We start from the raw sequence: 17,299 nt of genomic DNA on the forward strand, positions 1-17,299 counted from the left end.
GTCCCTCCGTTTCGTATCCGGCCTAGAATGTCCAGGGAGAAGTCCCGGACTGTCCCATAGTCTAACCAGCGCCTGAGCCTGGGCGGGCAGTTCCGGTGACAACACCGTAATTTAATTTCACCGCGGTCGGCTGAAGCTTCGGCCGGTACCGCGAGAACCATGGAAAGCCCTACACGTTGAATTCTCTCGCCCGCATCCTCCGGAGTGCCTCCGCCCTGTGGCCGTTCTATCTGGGGGTGGTTCTCGTCTCCACGGTGGCGGCCGCCCTGGGTCTGGTGTCGCCGTTCATCCTGCGGGAGGCCACCGACACGATCGTGGGCACCCTGCGCGGGGACACCACCGTCGCGGAGGTGACCACCACCCTGCTGATGTTGGCTGTGGGCCTGCTGCTGGCCGATCTGGCGAACACGGCGATGACGAACCTCGGCGGTTATATCGGTGACGTCATGGCGATGCGGATGCGGCAGATCCTGTCCACCCGCTACTACGCGAAGTTGCTGGCGTTGCCGCAGCGCTACTTCGACAACCAGGTCACCGGCACGGTCATCGCCCGACTGGACCGGTCGATCACGTCGATCACGCAGTTCCTGCAGTCCTTCTCCAACAGCTTCTTCCCCATGCTCATCCAGGTGGCGGCGGTGCTGGTGATCACCACCTGGTACTACTGGCCGCTGACCATCCTGCTGGCCCTGCTCTTCCCGATCTACATGTGGCTGACCACGTTGACGTCGAAACGCTGGCAGAAGCTCGAGGGGCAGAAAAATGAGCAGATTGACCTGGCCAACGGCCGTTTCGCGGAGGTCATCGGCCAGGTGAAGGTGGTCAAGTCCTTTGTCTCCGAGGTGCGTGAGCTCGATGACTTCGGTTCCCGCTACGGGAGGACGGTGGACATCACCCGCCCGCAGTCCCGCTGGTGGCACACCATGGACACCGCCCGTGGTGCGGCGCTCAACCTCATCTTCTTCGCCATCTACCTGCTGCTGTTCTTCCGCACCCTCAACGGTTTCTTCTCCCTGGGTGACATGGTCATGCTCATCCAGCTGGTGAACATGGCCAAGCAGCCGGTGTTCATGATGAGCTGGATCGTGGACGCCGCCCAGCGCGCCATCGCGGGTTCGAGGGACTATTTCAAGGTCATGGAGGAGGAGTTCGAGCCGACCGCCAACACCCAGCTGATCGCCGCGACGCAGGCCTCCGGGGTGCCGGAGCTCGACGCCACGCCGGTGCAACCGCTGGCACCGGTGGCCGGTGAGCCGGTCATCGACTTCGAGCACGTCACCTTCTCCTACCTGCCCGGCGAGCCGGTGATCCGGGACGTGGATTTCGACGTCGCCCGGGGTGAGACCATCGCGCTGGTGGGGGAATCAGGTGGTGGTAAATCCACGCTGGTCAACCTGCTGCTGGGTCTCTACCCCATCGACGAGGGCCGCCTGCGGGTCTGCGGGCGCGACATTACGGAGCTCTCGGCGGCCGAGCTGCGGGCGAGTGTGGGTGTGGTCTTCCAGGAGGCCTCGCTGTTCTCCGGGACGATCGCGGAGAACATCGCCTACGGCCGCCCCGGCGCCACCGGCGATGAGATCCGCGAGGTAGCACGCCGCGCCAACGCCCACGACTTCATCGAACGCTTCCCCAAGGGCTATGACACCATCATCGGCGAACGCGGCCTGCGCCTGTCGGGTGGGCAGAAGCAGCGCGTCGCCGTGGCACGCGCCATGCTCAAGGACGCGCCCGTCCTGCTTCTCGACGAAGCCACCTCCGCCCTCGACACCCGTTCCGAGCGCGCCGTCCAGGCGGGCCTGGATGAGCTGATGAAGAACCGCACGACGGTGATCATCGCGCACCGGCTGTCGACGATCGCGGGTGTGGACAAGATCATCACCCTGCGGGAGGGAGTCGTCGACGAGATCGGCTCCCCCGACCAATTGGCTGCCTCAGGCGGCATCTACGCCGAACTTCTGCAGCTGACCGCCTCCTCCTCCGCGGCCGACCGCGCCCGGTTGCGCCGCTACGGCCTCGTCATCGACGGGGAGGACAACACCGTCGAGCATGAGTGAGGTACTACCCTGGTGGCATGCAGTTCCCCACCCTTGATCAGCTCAAAGACCGCCGCACCCGTAAATGGACCGTCTACGGCGAGGATGTCCTGCCCCTGTGGATCGCGGAGAGCGACTTCTTCACCTGCGCGCCCGTGAAGCAGGCGATCATGGACGCCATCGACAGGGAGTCCTTCGGTTACACCCCCGCCATCTCCGATCTCCCGGAGGCCGTGGCCGACTTCTACCAGGAGCGCTACGGCTGGCGCCCGGATCCGGCGATGATCGTGGCCACCCCGGACGTCGTCCGCGGCCTGGTCCTGGCCGTCGAGCACATGACCCGCCCCGATTCGGCCGTCATCGTGCCGGTGCCCGCCTACCCGCCCTTCCTCGAACTGCCGGAGACCGTGGGCCGCGAGATGGTCTTCATCGACGCCTACGGCGGACTCGACCTCGCCGAGATCGAGCAGGCCTTCGCCGACGGCGCCGGTTCCATCCTGTTGTGCTCCCCGAACAACCCCCTCGGCTACACCCTGGACGAGGACTTCCTCGTCGAGCTGTGTGGACTCGCCGACCGTTATGACGCCCGCGTCCTCGTCGATGAGATCCACGCCCCCCTCGTCTTCGACGGCCGCCATATCGTCGCCGCCGGGCTCAACGACACCGCCGCCAAGGTGTGCGTGACCGTCACCGCCACCTCCAAGGCCTGGAACATCGCCGGCCTGAAGTGCGCCCAGATCATCTTCACCAACCCCGGGGACCTGGCCACCTGGAACAAGATGACCGGCGTGGCCAAGGACGGCGTGTCCACCATCGGTATCTGGGCCGCCATCGCCTGCTACCGCGAGGGCGGGGACTTCCTCGACCGGCAGATCGACTACCTGCGCGCCAACCGCGACTGGCTCATCGAAGAGCTGCCGAAGCGGGTGCCCGGCCTGAAGGTGACCAACCCGGCCGCGACCTACCTGATGTGGCTGGACTTCTCCGGCACCGCCATCGGCGAGCTGGAGCGCCCGGCGATCTGGCTGCGGGAGAACGCGAAGGTCGCCTTCAACGACGGCCTGCACTTCGGGCCCGGCGGCCTGCACCACGCCCGCCTGAACTTCGGCACCTCCCGGGAGATCCTCCAGGAGGCCTGCGACCGCCTGGAGCAGGCCTTCACCGCGGTCTAGGTATTCAGGCGGGCCTCCTCCGCCACCCCGGTGACCCGCCGCACATATACCACCGGGAATGCCCCTGCACCACCCCGGGTATTTCCCTACCCTGGGTGGCATGACCGATCCCCGAAACGACGATCCGACCACCGAACGCCGGCGGAAAGCAGGCGGTTCCGATTCGACGACCGGCCCCCAGGGTCCCGGTCTGTCGATGGGGCCCCTCGGGGCCGGACACGACCCTGAGGACCACCACTTCCACCCCGACGAGTTGCCTGCCGAGCGCCCACCGGTGGACTCCGAGGGTTACATCCTCGAGCATGAGTCCGAGGAGTACCGCACCCCGACACCGGCACCCGGTGACGCCCCCTGGGAGCGCCCCGACCCGGAGTGGTACAAGACGGCTGTCTTCTACGAGGTGATGGTGCGCTCCTTCTACGACCCGGAGGGCCGCGGTTCCGGTTCCATCAAGGGTCTGACGGAGAAGCTGGACTACCTGGAGTGGCTGGGTGTCAACTGCATCTGGTTGCCGCCCTTCTACGATTCCCCGCTGCGTGACGGCGGTTACGACATCCGCAACTTCCGTGAGGTGCTGCCGGAGTTCGGCACCGTCGAGGACTTCGTGGAGCTGATGGATCAGGCCCACAAGCGGGGCATCCGTGTCATCGCGGACCTGGTGATGAACCACACCTCGGACCAACACCTGTGGTTCCAGGAGTCCCGCCGGGACCCGGACGGGCCCTACGGCGATTTCTACGTCTGGAGCGATGATGACACGAAGTACTCGGATGCGCGGATCATCTTCATCGACACGGAGGAGTCGAACTGGACGTGGGATCCGGTGCGCAAGCAGTACTTCTGGCACCGGTTCTTCAGCCACCAGCCGGACCTGAACTACGACCACCCGCCGGTGCGGGCGGCGATGCTGGAGGTCATGCGGTTCTGGCTGGACCTGGGGCTGGACGGTTTCCGCCTGGATGCGGTGCCCTACCTCTACGAGCGGGAGGGCACGAACTGCGAGAACCTGTCGGAGACCCATGAGTTCCTCAAGCAGGTCCGTGGTGTCATCGAGGACGAGTACCCGACGAAGGTGCTGCTGGCGGAGGCGAACCAGCTGCCGGAGGACGTGGTGGAGTACTTCGGTGAGCCGGACATGGGCGATGAGTGCCACATGGCCTTCCACTTCCCGGTCATGCCGCGGATCTTCATGAGCGTGCACAAGCAGTCGCGCACGCCGATCTCCGAGATCCTGGCGGACACCCCGGCGATCCCGAAGACGGCCCAGTGGGGCATCTTCCTGCGTAACCACGATGAGCTGACGCTGGAGATGGTCACCGACGAGGAACGCGCGTACATGTACAAGCATTTCGCGGGGGATCCGCGGATGCGCGCGAACGTGGGCATCCGCCGCCGCCTGGCGCCGCTGGTGGGCAGTGACCGCAACAAGCTGGAACTGCTCTACGGGTTGCTGCTCTCCCTGCCGGGTTCGCCGATCCTCTACTACGGCGATGAGATCGGCATGGGCGACAACATCTGGCTCTATGACCGCGACGGGGTGCGCACCCCGATGCAGTGGTCGAATGACCGCAACGGTGGCTTCTCCAAGGCTGATCCGGAGCGGTTGTTCCTGCCGTCGATCCAGAATGACCAGTACGGCTACCAGGCGATCAACGTCGAGAACCAGATGAAGAGGGATAATTCCCTGCTGCAGTGGATCCGCAGCCAGATCCATGTGCGCCAGCAGTACCCGGCCTTCGGTCTGGGCACCTACCGGGAGGTCGACTCGGAGAATGAGGCGGTGCTGACCTTCCTGCGGGAGCACAAGGACGAGAAGATCCTGTGCGTGAACAACCTCTCGGACCGTCCGCAGGCGGTGGTGCTGGACCTCTCGGAGTTTGAGGGTGTCACCCCGCGGGAGCTCTCCGGTGGGGAACAGTTCCCGAAGATCCGCAAGTATCCGTGGGTGGTCATGCTCGCCCCGCACGGTTTCTTCTGGTTCGACCTGTCGGAGGAGTGATCATGGATCTGGCCAGCATGCTCGCCGGGGCGCGGTTCTACGGCGCGAAATCCGAGGCGATTGACAAGGTGGAGGTGGTCCGGGAGCTGTCGGTCGAGGACGCACGCCTGATGATCCTGCGCGTCAACGGCCGCGAACTGTACCAGGTGCTTGTCGACGCCACCGGCAACGACATCCTCAGCACCTCCCCGCACCTCTACCTGGAGGCGGTCTTCGGCACCCACCACGGCGAGGGACTGCCCACCGGTGAGGTCCGCGCCATCGAGGGCGAGCAGTCCAACACCTCGCTCATCGTCGGCGACCGGATGGTGAAGGTCTTCCGTCACCTGGAGGCGGGACTGAACCCGGATGTGGAACTGCTCTCCGAGATCCCGGACTGCCCCAACATCGCCCCGGTGCGCGGCTGGGTCACCACGGAGATCGACGGTGCCGCCCACACCCTGGCCATGGCGCAGGACTTCGTGCCGGATGCCGATGACGGCTGGCGTTTCGCCCTCGGTTTCGCCACCCTCGACGCCCCCTTCGGGGCAGAGGCCTCCCTGCTGGGTGAGGCGACGCGTGCGGTGCATGAGGCGCTGGCGGCGGCGCTGCCGGTGGAGCGGGTGGGTGTCGGCACGCTCGGGGAGCGGCTGAGCCAGCAGCTCGATGACCTGGTGTCCCGTGCCCCGGTGCTGGCGGAATTCGCCGACGACGCCCGGGCCGTCTACGCCGCACTGGCGGATGAGGAGTCCGCGATCCAGCGCATCCACGGGGACCTGCACCTGGGGCAGGTGCTGCGGACGGCAGACAGCTACGTGATCATCGACTTCGAGGGCGAACCCGCACGCCCGCTCTCCGAACGCCGGCGTCCCGATTCCCCGCTGCGCGACGTCGCCGGCATCCTGCGTTCCCTCGACTACGCCGCCCACTTCAGCAGCGACGGCCCCCATGATCCGGCCGCGTGGGCGCAGGAGGCGCAGGACGCCTTCCTCGAGGGCTACGGCATCTCACCCGGCCCGCTTCTCGACGCCTACATCCTCGACAAAGCCCTCTACGAGGTGGTCTACGAATCCGACAACCGGCCCGAGTGGGTGGACATCCCCCTGGCCGCGGTACGCCGCATCCTGCGTAGGGTGGGGTCATGACTGCCTCTTCGACCCCGCTCTCCCTCATCGATTTCTGCACCATCTACCCCGGGGAGACTCCCCGGGAATCGATGGCCAGGTCCGTGACCCTGGCGCAACGGGCGGAGGAACTCGGCTATTCCCGCATCTGGTACTCCGAGCACCACAACATGAAGCAGATCGCCTCCTCGGCACCCGCGGTGCTCATCGCCCACATCGGCGCGAGGACGGAGAAGATCCGGCTGGGTGCCGGCGGCGTCATGCTGCCCAACCACGCCCCCTACGTCATCGCGGAGCAGTTCGGCACCCTCGCCGAGCTCTACCCCGACCGCATCGACCTCGGCCTGGGGCGTGCCCCCGGCACCGACATGAACACCCTGGGCCGGGCACTGCGCCGGGAGGCCAACGCCGCCGACTACTTCCCCCAGGACATCATGGAACTCGACGGCTACCTCGCCGGGAAGTCCCGCATCCCCGGCGTGGACGCCATCCCCGGGGCCGGCACCCACGTGCCCCTCTACATCCTCGGGTCCTCCCTCTACGGGGCGACACTGGCCGCCCAGCTGGGACTGCCCTACTCTTTCGCCTCCCACTTCGCGCCCACCCATCTGGAGCAGGCCGTGGCCACCTACCGGGAGAATTTCCAGCCCTCCGACACGCTCGCCGAGCCCTATGTCATCGCCGCCGTCAACGTCACCGCCGCCGACACGCAGGAGGATGCGGTGGGCCAGCTCGACAGCGTCTACCGCGAGCGGATCCGTTCCATGGTCGGCCGGGGCCGCCACCTCAGCGACAGCCAGCTCGACGAGATCGTGGCATCCCACCAGGGCCGCCAGATCATCGACATGCTGCGCTACACCGCCGTGGGCACCACCGGCCAGGTGCGCGAATACCTCGAGGACTTCGCGAAGACCGCCCAGGCTGATGAACTGATGATCTCCCTGCAGAACGCCTCCCAGCCGGAGGCCATGCACGGACTGGAGCTGCTGGCGAAGGCCTGGGAACTCGACCCCTCCCGGATGGTGGGCGCGCCGGGGGCGTGATGCGTCAGCTCTGCCCACGTATCCCCCAGGTGGCCGGTCCCGCCGTGGACCCGGTCACCTGGGAGATACGTGTCGGGGCCTACCTCCCGGGAGCTACTTCCACTCGTCCTCGCCGCGCGGGCGGGTCTGTTCGACGATGCGGAAGCGGTTCTCCATCTCGGCGGCCTCATCCGGGTCGTCGGTGAAATCACCCACCACGCCCAGGTCGCCGCCGATGACGACGTTGCCGGGGATGACGATGTTGCCGTCATCATCGCGGTCGAGGGCCGGCAGGGGCAGGGGGTTGCCCTCCTCGTCAAAACCGGGGGCCGGGCGGGATTCGTAGGCCTCGAGCTTCTCCGGTGTGTCGGTCTTCTCCCATTTGCGGGTGCGCAGCTGCGGGGTGGCCGCGGAATCATCGACCATGCCCTTGACCAGTGAGTACATCATGATGAACTGGATGATGAAGAAGGGCAGGGCGACGATGATCACCACCTCCTGCAGGGTGGCGATGCCCGTCTCCGGGGAGATCAGCAGCAGCGCACCGGCCACGGCGCCGATGGAGATGGCCCAGCCGACGCGGTAGTAGGTGGGGGTCTTCTCCTCCTCGCCGGTGGCGAACATGTCGATGACCAGGGCCGCCGAGTCGATGGAGGTGATGAAGAAGATGATGATCACCACGATCGCCAACAGGGAGGTCACGGCGGTGAAGGGGTAGGCCTCGAGGAGGCCGAACAGGGCGAAGGGTACGTTGCCGTCCTCGACGACGGGGTCGCTGAGGTAGCCGGGGTTGTTGGCCTCCACCTCGATGCCGGCGCGGCCGAAGATGGCGAACCAGATGACCACGAACAGGGTCGGCAGGAGCAGGACGCCACCGATGAATTCACGGACGGTGCGGCCACGGGAGATGCGCGCGATGAACATGCCGACATAGGGCGACCAGCAGATGGACCAGGCCCAGTAGAACACGGTCCAGGTGCCCTGCCAGCCGGGGTTGTGGTCGAAGGAGTCGACCCAGAACATCAGCTCCGGCATGGTGTCCATGTAGATGCCGAAGGATTCGACGATGAATTTCAGCAGCGTCAGGGTCGGTCCGGCCAGCAGGACGAAAACCATGAGGAGGACGGCCAGGCCGATGTTGATGTTGGACAGGACCTTGATGCCCTTGTCCAGGCCGGAGGCCACGGAGATGCAGGCGATGACGGTGATCAGCAGGATGATCAGCAGTTCGACCCAGCCGGCCAGGGGCACGCCCCAGAGCAGGTTCATGCCGGCGTTGATCTGGAGCACGCCCAGGCCGACGGAGACGGCGATGCCGAAGATGGTGCCGATGATCGCGAGGATGTCGATGAATTTGCCGGGCCACTGGTAGATCTTCCCGCCGAGCAGCGGGGCGAAGACACTGGACAGCCGGGGCGGGAGTTTACGCTTGTAGATGAAGTAGCCCAGCGCCAGCCCGGGCAGGGTCATGATGACCCACATGTGGATACCGAAGTGGTAGAAGGTGAACCCGAAGGCCTGGTAGACCGCTTCGTCGCTCATGCGGGCGGCGTTGGCCATGGGCACGTTCCAGGCGTGGTTGATGGTCTCGGCGACACCCCAGAACATCAGCGTCGCGCCCATACCGCCGGCAAACAGCATGGTGAACCAGACGGGCAAGGGGTATTCGGCACCGGCCTCGTCGTCGCCGAGTTTGACCCGGCCGAAGCGGGAGACGAAGACGAGGACGAGGAAGATGAAGACCATGGACACCCCGCCGATATAGAACCAGCTGAGGTTGCGCATGAGTCCGTCGGCGACATCCGCGAAGGCGGTCTGGGCGGTGTCGCCGAGGGCGATCATCCCGATGACGAAGACGATGACGAAGCCGAGCGCCCCGAGGAAGATGGGCGGGTCGGATTCCAGCCGGAAGCGGCTGGGGGATTCAGGGGGTTTATGGATGGACATACCAACCATGGTGCCGTAACTCCGCGTCTCAGGACACTCGCTGGATGGTCCCCTGCTTATCGACGCCCGCCCACGGTGCCCTCCGCACGATGAGATCCACGAGTTCCATGGGCTGCGGCCGGCCACCTTCCGGGAATTTCACCGTGTAGGGCGCCACCGCCCGCGGGTTCTGCGGGAAGCGCTCCGGGACGTGCTGCGGGAGCAGGACGAGGAAGGTGCCCCGCCCGGCCCACGTGTAGAGCTGGAGGTGGGCGAGGTCCTGCAGCGGGAAGCGGATGCCGGTGGGCAGGATGTGGACGTGGTCGTCGACAAGCAGCAGCGGGCGGGTGCGGCGCCAGACCACGACGGCCAGCATGAGCAGGGCGATGAGCATGCCCACGGCCGGGGCAGTCGCCGCGATGAGGTAGAGCGTCGACCACGTCGGCTGCTCCACCGTCGCCGAGGAGACGAGCAGACCGATGAGGATCGGTGCCATCACCAGGAGGAAGACCACACCGACGACCAGTGGCCTGCGCGCGGAGGGCCGCAGTCTGATGGTGTCCATGATGGCGGTGATCTTACCTCGCACCCAGCAGTATGCTCACCACGACAAGCACCGGGAAGGACACCAGCGTGGACACCACCCCGGTGTCGCGGGCCAGTGTCTCGTTGGTGCGGAAACGCAGGGCGTAGGTGAGCACATTCTGTGCCGTGGGCAGGGCGCCGAGCACCACGAGGGTGAACAGGGCGTGTCCCCCGAGCCCGAAGACGAAATAGGCCAGCAGGCCGGCGATGAGCGGGTGGATGAGGTTCTTCAGCGCCACCACCAGGACCACATCCCCGGTCAGGGAGACCTTCGAACCGACCAGTGACATACCGAAGACCAGCAGGGCCAGCGGCACGGAGGCCCCGGCGAGTATCGCCACGGGTTGGCTGAGGATCACCGGCACCGGGATCCGCAGAAACCCGATCGCCAGACCCGCCAGAGCGGCCAGCAGCATCGGGTTGCGGAAAGCCAGCAGCAGGTTGCGCAGCAGATTCGACTGCTTCGAGGAATGCAGCATGTCCAGCGCCGTGAGGGTCACGGGAGCATAGAAGGCGACCTGGAAGAGGATGACGGGGATGACCGCGGCGGCGTCGTCAAGAATATAGACCGCCAGTGGCACACCCAGGTTGCCGGCGTTGGCGTAGGAGGAGGCCAGCATGCCGATGAGACTGTCCGGGGCAGTCGAACCACGCAGGCGCAGCAGCAGGAAACCCAGGAAACCGGCCAGCAGGGCGGACACCGCGATGACGAGGAAATTCGCGGAGAAGATCTCCCGCGGATCGGTATCCAGGAGGATGTTGAACAGCAGCGCCGGGGTGGCCACCAGATAGACCAGGTTCGCCAGCGCCCGGCGCGCCCCCGCCCCGAGGGCGTCGGTGCGGCCGAGGAGATACCCCACCGCGATGACGACCACCACCACGCTGAAACCGGTGAGCACCTCAATCACGGGGGTTCATCCTATACGTGGAACGTCAGCGCAGATCCAGCACCACCCGGGGTGCGGCCGCGGTGTCGGCGAAGGCCGCGGGCAGTTCCTCCAGGGTGACCGGGCTGCCGAGGACGGCGTCCCAGGGGATGCGCTCCCCCTCCGATTCGAGGAAGGCGACGGCCTCGGTGAGGTGGTGGGGTTCGTAGTTGTGCACGCCGGTGACGGTGCGCCAGCCACGCACCAGCCACTCCGGGTCGAGCGGGATCTCACCGACGGGGGCGACGGTGCCGGCCAGCACTGCGGTGCCGCCGATGTTGAGGGAGCCGAGGCACTCGGTGACCGCGGAGGCCGCACCGGAGAACTCCAGGGCCACGTCGACCTGGTGGGTGCCACCGGGGGTGACGAGCTCGTCGGCGAGTTCGGTGACCAGCTGGAGGCTGCGGGGGTTGAGATCCGAGGCGATGATGTGCGTGGCCCCGCTGGCGCGCACGGCGGCCAGGGCGATCATGCCGAGCATGCCGGTGCCTGTGACCAACACGGAACGCCCGCACAGGTCGCCGGCCTGCTCGAGGGTGGCCATGACGGTGGCCACGGCACAGCCTGCGGTGGAGGCCACTGCATCGGGGATGGGATCCGGGACGACGGCCACGGCCTGGCCGGCGAGGATGTGGATGTGGGTGGCGTAGGTGCCCGAGAGTGGCCAGGTGCTCTCGGCGGACTCGTGGCCCGCCTTGAGCACGGAGGTGCACTTGGCACTGAGCCCGCGTCGGCAGTAGTCGCACTGACCGCAGGTGGAGGTCACGGAGAAGACCACGCGCTGGCCAGCGGTGATGCCCGCGCGGCGGCTGGCGATCACCTCACCGACCCCCTCGTGGCCGAGGATGGAGGGGCATGCCCCGGAGCGTCTGCCGGAGACGGTGTGGCGGTCGGAGCCGCAGATCGTGGCGGTGGTCAGCTGCACCAGGAGCTCGCCCACCGCCAGCTCCGGCAGGGGGAGGTCCACCTGGCGGAAGTGCTGGCCACCCTCCCAGACCTGGGCGCGGGCGTGCGTGATCAACGGTTCAGCTCCGCCAGCAGGGCCGGCAGGTCGGCGGCGGAGTCCAGGACATGGTCGGCGTTGAGCTCCGCGAACTGCTCCCGGCTGAGGTGGCCGCTGAGCACACCGACGGAGGTGACGCCCGCGCGCTGCGCGGACAGGACATCCGCGGAGGTGTCGCCGAGGCTGATGACGGTGGCCGGGTCGGTGACCTCCAGCTCGCCCATGACCTTCTGGATGAGGAAGGGCTCGGGGCGGCCGGCCTCGACCTCGTCGCCGGCGGCGGAGGCGTCGACGGTCTGCCCGATCTCCCAGCCCATGGCGTCGAGGATGAGGTCCACGGTCTCCCGGTTGAAGCCGGTGGTCAGGGCGATGCGGATGTTGCGCTCCCGCAGGATCGCGAACATCTCCTCCACGCCGTCGAGGGCGACCGGGGGTTGTTCGGTGTAGGTGCGGCGCAGCTCGGCGCGGAACCAGTCCCAGGTCTGCTCGACCAGTTCCTCGGTGGCCTCGAGGCCGCCGATCTCCAGGAGGTTGCGGATGGCCCACTTCTTCTCGGTGCCCATCCACTGGCGGAACTGCTCCTCGGTGTATTCCGCACCCTGGCGTCCGGTGGCTTCGCGGAGCACGCGGTACACCTCGTCCCGGTCGTTGACGGTGGTGTGGGCCATGTCGAAGATGGCGAGAGAGATCATGGGGTTACTCCTTGCAGGGGAAGAGGAAAACTAGCGGACGGTGCGGCGCAGCCACATGGACAGCGCCTCGACGATGAGCACCACGGCGACCATGAGGATGAGGATCATGGTGACGACCTCGAACTGGTTGACCCGCGAGGCGTTGAGCAGCAGGAAGCCGACGCCGCCGGCACCGACCACACCCAGCAGGGTGGCGGAGCGGATGTTGGTGTCCAACAGGTACATGGTGTGGGCGACGAAGGCGGGGGCCGCCTGACGCAGGGTGGCGGAGAAGAAGATCTGGGCCTCGGAGGCACCGGCGGTGCGCAGGGCATCCTGGACCTCGGTGTCGGTCTCCTCCAGCGAGTCGGCGATGAGTTTGGACAGCAGGCCCATCGCGCCGACCGCCAGGGCCAGGGTGCCGGCGATACCGCCGAGGCCGGAGATGACCACGAAGATGATCGCCAGGATCAGCTCCGGGATACCGCGGATGACCACGATCACCATGCGGAAGAAGCCGTGCACGAACTTATTGGCCACGACGTTGCGGGCCGCGAGGATGCCGATGGGCAGCGCCAGGACGGCACCGAGCAGGGTGGCGGCCAGCGCGATCTGGATGGTGACCAGCAGCTGCTCGATCAGCGTGCTGAAGGCGCCACCGGTGGACGGCGGGAAGAACAGTGCCAGGGTCTGCGGCAGGTCCAGCAGACCGGTCCACAGGGCGGACCAGGAGAGGTCGACGCGGGCGAAGGAGACCACCGTGAGGATGATGACCAGGGCGTAGGCACCGAACCGGCGCAGCCGTTCAGTGGTCCACGGCGGGGTGAGGGTGACATCCCCCGCACCGGTGACCCGGCCCCGGTTGAGTACCCGGTCAACCCAGGTACCGCCGACGACCGCGCCGCCGGACCTGCGCATGATGGCGGCGCGGATGCCGCCGGAGATCAGCTCGATGACGATGCACAGCAGCAGCACGATCAGCGCCAGCGCCATGCCGCGCTGGTAGTCCAGCACCCGCAGCGATTCCGAGATGGCCAGGCCGATGCCGCCGACACCGACGTAACCCAGCAGCACGGAGGTGCGCAGGTTGATGTCGAAGCGGTGCAGGGCGGTGGCGATGACCTGCGGCATGAGCACCTGCGGGATCGCGGAGGCGATCTGCTGGCGGCGGGTGGTGCCGGCGGACTCGATGGACTGGCGGGGGCCGTCGTCAAGCTCCTCGATGGCGTCGGCGTAGAGCTTGGCCACCATGCCCACGGAGTGCACGCCCATGGCCAGGATGCCGGCCGTGGGGCCGAGACCGAACATGCGCAGGAAGATGATCGCCAGGACCAGGTCCGGGATGGCGCGCGCCAGGACGATCAGCGCGCGGGCCGTGCCCTGGGACCAGCGGTTGCGGGCGGTGGCCCGCGCGGCCGCCAGGGAGAGCGGGATGGACAGCACCACGGAGAGCAGCGTGGCCAGGAAGACAATCGCCAGGGTCTCCGCGATGAGTGAGAGGGTCTCCCCCGGCGGGGGGAAATCCAGCGGGAACATGCGCCGGGCGAAGTTGACGGCGTTGTCGAAGGAGTTGGCGATCGTGGCCAGGTTGATGCCCAGGGCGTTGATCGACCAGGCGCCGGCGGCCACCAGTCCGATGAGGACGACGGTCGCGGCGAGGTTGTTGAGGGAGGGGGCCGGGCGCGTCGGTGCGACCGGCATGCGCAGGTCAGTCACGGGAGCCGCCCTCACTGCGGACCGGTACCCCGGCGGCGGCGTCGAGCCCGGAGACGCTCGAGTAGATGCGGGAGGCCGCCTCGGCGCTCAGGCCCTCGGTCGGCTGGTCGAGGACGATCTGCCCGCTGCGCAGACCGATGATGCGGTCGGCGAAGTCGATGGCCAGCTGCACCTGGTGCAGGGAGGCTATGACGGTGAGGTTGTCCTCCGCGGAGATCTGCTGCAGCAGCTGGATGACCTCCAGGGAGGACACCGGGTCGAGGGAGGCGACGGGTTCGTCGGCGAGCAGGATCTTCGGGTGCTGCATGAGCGCGCGGGCGATGGCCACGCGCTGCTGCTGACCACCCGAGAGGGTGTCGGCGCGCTGGTAGGCGCGGTCGGCCAGACCCACGCGGTCGAGCTTCTCCAGGGCCTCCCGACGCACCCGCTTCGGGTACATCATCAGCGACAGGCGCGGGCCCCGCAGGGAACCGAGCTGGCCGGCGCAGACGTTCTCCAGCACGCTCATCGGGCCGATGAGGTTGAAGTGCTGGAAGATGACCCCGATGTCACGGCGCAGGGTGCGCAGCTGCCTGCCCTTCAGCTCCGGGACGTTCTCGCCGAGCACGCGGATCCGGCCGCTGGTGGGGTTGTGCAGGCCGTTGATGTGGCGCAGCAGGGTGGACTTGCCGGAGCCGGACAGGCCCAGCAGGACGGTGATGCCGCCGGTGCGGAAACCGACCGTCACGTCGTCGAGGCCGAGGACTCCGCCGCCGAAGTCCTTGGTCACGTGGTCCATCTGGACGGCGTAGAGGGAGTCGACCTCACGCTGGAATACCGGGGACTGTTTCTTGTCGTTCATGAAGTTGGCTCCTAGCCGATGTTCCGGCAGGCTGCGGCGTCGGTGACCTCGCAGATGTCACGGATCGGGTCGAAGTCGGCGTCGGTCACGGTGACGTAGCCGTAGCCGGTTTCCTCCGGCAGTGCGCAGTCGTCCTCGGAGGAGCAGATGCCGGCCTCGACGAGGGCGGGCTTGTTGGCCTGCTCGCGCAGGACCTGGATGATCTGGTCGGTCAACTCATCGCCGAGGGTGCCGCGGTTGACGGTGATGGGATCCTCGGTGATCGGATCGGACTCCCAGACGGCACGCAGGGCGCCCGGCTCGACCTGGCCGGAGTTCTCCAGGGTGGTGAGCATGGTGTCGTGGGCGAAGGCGGCGTCGCAGCCCTCGGAGTCGAGGGTGAGCAGGGAGGCGTCGTGGCCGCCGGCCATGACGGACTCGAGGTCGTCGTCGAGGTTGATGTCGGCGTCCATGAGGCCCTTCATCGGCACGAGGTAACCGGAGGTGGAGGCCTGGTCGACGAAGCAGACCGTCTTCCCGGCCAGGTCCCCGATGTCCTCGATGTCGGAGTCCTCGCGGACGTAGGCCAGGGAGGTGTAGGCCGGGGCCTCGTCGATGTCGTTGGTGGGGGCGGCGACCGGTTCCATGTCCACGCCGGAGTCCTTGGCGATGACATAGGAGAAGGGGCCGAAGGAGGCGATGTCCACCTGGCCGGCGCGCATGCCCTCGATGACGGCGGCGTAGTCGGAGGCGTTCTGGAAGTTGACCGTCACGCCGGTCTCCTGCTCGATGAGCTCGGTGATGTTGCCGAAGGTCTGCTCGAGGGTGACGGAGGATTCCGCCGGGACAGCGGCGAAGGTGATGGTCTGGCCGGAGCCGGCGGCGGAATCGGAGTCGGAGGAGCCGCAGGCGACGAGGGTGGTGGCTGCGAGTGCGAGCGCACCTGCGCCGGCGAGGAAGCGGTTCATGGGTGACGGACCTTTCGGGGAAAGCGGGAAAATCAGGGCCCGGTGCTGCGGGCATGACCCCATCCTGAGGGAGGCTTTCGCACTTGTCTAGTCGAGTTGAAAGAGTTCATCTGCCGGTAACCGCCCCGCCTCCGGCGGGTCAGAACCCCGCCACCTGGCCGCCATCCAGGGCCAGTTCCGCCACCCCGAAGGACAGGGTCATCCCGATACCGGAGGTGACCACGGCGACGGTCGTGCGCTCATCCGGATGCTCCAGCACCAGGTTCCTGTTGGCGCTGTCGGCGTAACTACCCAACCAGCGCTGGCGCACCCGCGGCTGCTCAATGCCCAGCACGGTACAGGCACGGTCGAGCAGCAGCTGGGCGATGTCCTCGTCGATGAAGGGCTCCGGGCTGAGGTCGTAGGCGTGGGAATCGCCGATGAGCAGGCCCTGGTCAATGCCGGTGACCATGAGGTTGGCAATGCATCCCACCAGCTCAGGCTCCCGTTCCGCAAGCTCGTCGCGCAGCTGGTCCACGCCGGGCATCGCGGCGAAACCATCGTAGCGGGCCAGCGACGTGCCGGTGAGCATGCCCAGGCCCCGGTCGATGCGGGCCGGCCGGTCGATGAGGCTCATGGCCAGGGTGCACACGCGCACGCCGTGACGCTCGGCGATCTCCGGGAAGAGGTTCATCAGCTTATAACCCGGGCAGGCGATGACACGCCCGGCCGAGAACTGGCCGCGCACGGTATCCACCTGGCCGTCCGCCACGCCCGTGACCTGCGTGTTCCAGCTGAATTCCACGCCGTTGCGGGCCAGCCAGCCGGCCAGGGCGGGAGCGGCCTCGCGCGGGTTGACCCGCATGTCCAGCGGCAGGTGCGCACCGCCGACGGCCGCTAGATCCGGGTTACCGATGCCCCGGGCGATGTCGGCGGCGTCCAGCAGCTGCACCTGTTCCGGGCCGCGATGGTCGGCGAATTCGCGCAGGACCTGCAGCTCCGCCTCGGTGGTGGCGGGGATCCAGGTGCCGGACTCGGCGGCCCAGAAGCCGGCGGCCTGCGCGGCGCGGAGCCAGCCGGCACGGGCGGAGGCGGCGACCTCCTGGATGATGTCGGCCTGGCCGGTGAAGCAGGCGTGCCCGAAGTTCTGGATCGAGGAACCGACGGGGCGGTCGGCGGCGTCGATCACCCGGACGCTCAGGCCGCGTTCACGGGCGAGGAAAGCGGTGGCGAGGCCGATGATGCCGGCGCCGACGACGATGAGATCAGTGCGATGTGTCATGCCCCCGATCATGACACCTGTGCACTCAGGAGCCTTCCCTGACTAGATAAGTTCAACTAGAATTCACCTGGAGGGCCCCGAAAATTCGCCCGCC

At 67.2% G+C, this 17,299-nt stretch carries 14 protein-coding genes; 5 read left to right on the forward strand and 9 right to left on the reverse strand.

The genetic code is table 11. The features are described from left to right. Positions 1-176: 176 nt before the first annotated feature. The 5 genes from NYP18_RS10845 to NYP18_RS10865 all read left to right on the forward strand — a co-directional run bounded on the left by NYP18_RS10845 (position 177) and on the right by NYP18_RS10865 (position 7,350). Positions 177-2,054, forward strand: coding sequence for an ABC transporter ATP-binding protein (locus NYP18_RS10845; RefSeq protein WP_259428213.1), 1,878 nt, complete (start codon positions 177-179; stop codon positions 2,052-2,054). A gap of 17 nt (positions 2,055-2,071) precedes the next feature. After that, positions 2,072-3,205, forward strand: coding sequence for a MalY/PatB family protein (locus NYP18_RS10850; RefSeq protein ID WP_259428214.1), 1,134 nt, complete (start codon positions 2,072-2,074; stop codon positions 3,203-3,205). Between the two features lie 196 nt (positions 3,206-3,401). Continuing rightward, positions 3,402-5,204, forward strand: coding sequence for a maltose alpha-D-glucosyltransferase (treS, locus tag NYP18_RS10855; RefSeq protein ID WP_259428310.1), 1,803 nt, complete (start codon positions 3,402-3,404; stop codon positions 5,202-5,204). 2 nt (positions 5,205-5,206) lie between these two features. After that, positions 5,207-6,328 (forward strand): phosphotransferase, encoded by a 1,122-nt coding sequence (locus NYP18_RS10860; protein WP_259428215.1) that lies wholly within the window; start codon positions 5,207-5,209, stop codon positions 6,326-6,328. Then, entirely contained in the window at positions 6,325-7,350 is a 1,026-nt protein-coding gene (locus tag NYP18_RS10865) for an LLM class flavin-dependent oxidoreductase (RefSeq protein WP_259428216.1), read from the forward strand. The genes NYP18_RS10860 and NYP18_RS10865 overlap by 4 nt, the downstream gene beginning before the upstream one ends. A 93-nt stretch (positions 7,351-7,443) precedes the next feature. Here NYP18_RS10865 and NYP18_RS10870 read toward each other — a convergent pair whose 3' ends face one another. The 9 genes from NYP18_RS10870 to NYP18_RS10910 form a co-directional block, all read right to left on the reverse strand. Beyond that, positions 7,444-9,285 (reverse strand): BCCT family transporter, encoded by a 1,842-nt coding sequence (locus NYP18_RS10870; protein WP_439648085.1) that lies wholly within the window; start codon positions 9,283-9,285, stop codon positions 7,444-7,446. A 19-nt stretch (positions 9,286-9,304) separates the two neighbouring features. After that, positions 9,305-9,820: a hypothetical protein gene (locus NYP18_RS10875; protein ID WP_259428218.1), complete on the reverse strand. Its 516-nt coding sequence runs from the start codon at positions 9,818-9,820 to the stop codon at positions 9,305-9,307. Positions 9,821-9,833: 13 nt separating this feature from the next. Further along, a complete protein-coding gene (locus NYP18_RS10880) occupies positions 9,834-10,748 on the reverse strand; it encodes an AEC family transporter (protein ID WP_259428219.1) in 915 nt (304 codons plus the stop codon). Between the two features lie 25 nt (positions 10,749-10,773). Beyond that, positions 10,774-11,787 (reverse strand): zinc-binding dehydrogenase, encoded by a 1,014-nt coding sequence (locus NYP18_RS10885; RefSeq protein WP_259428220.1) that lies wholly within the window; start codon positions 11,785-11,787, stop codon positions 10,774-10,776. Next, positions 11,784-12,461, reverse strand: coding sequence for an HAD hydrolase-like protein (locus tag NYP18_RS10890; protein WP_259428221.1), 678 nt, complete (start codon positions 12,459-12,461; stop codon positions 11,784-11,786). Before NYP18_RS10890 ends, NYP18_RS10885 begins: the two co-directional genes overlap by 4 nt. Before the next feature lie 30 nt (positions 12,462-12,491). Further along, positions 12,492-14,141: a phosphonate ABC transporter, permease protein PhnE gene (gene phnE / locus NYP18_RS10895; protein WP_259428311.1), complete on the reverse strand. Its 1,650-nt coding sequence runs from the start codon at positions 14,139-14,141 to the stop codon at positions 12,492-12,494. A 7-nt stretch (positions 14,142-14,148) separates the two neighbouring features. Further along, positions 14,149-14,997 (reverse strand): phosphonate ABC transporter ATP-binding protein, encoded by an 849-nt coding sequence (gene phnC / locus NYP18_RS10900; protein WP_259428222.1) that lies wholly within the window; start codon positions 14,995-14,997, stop codon positions 14,149-14,151. Positions 14,998-15,008: 11 nt separating this feature from the next. Then, positions 15,009-15,944: a phosphate/phosphite/phosphonate ABC transporter substrate-binding protein gene (locus tag NYP18_RS10905; RefSeq protein WP_259428223.1), complete on the reverse strand. Its 936-nt coding sequence runs from the start codon at positions 15,942-15,944 to the stop codon at positions 15,009-15,011. A 139-nt stretch (positions 15,945-16,083) separates the two neighbouring features. After that, positions 16,084-17,205: a TIGR03364 family FAD-dependent oxidoreductase gene (locus tag NYP18_RS10910; protein WP_259428224.1), complete on the reverse strand. Its 1,122-nt coding sequence runs from the start codon at positions 17,203-17,205 to the stop codon at positions 16,084-16,086. Positions 17,206-17,299: the final 94 nt, after the last annotated feature.

The organism is Corynebacterium lemuris (genome assembly GCF_024919295.1).
Lineage (GTDB): Bacteria > Actinomycetota > Actinomycetes > Mycobacteriales > Mycobacteriaceae > Corynebacterium > Corynebacterium lemuris.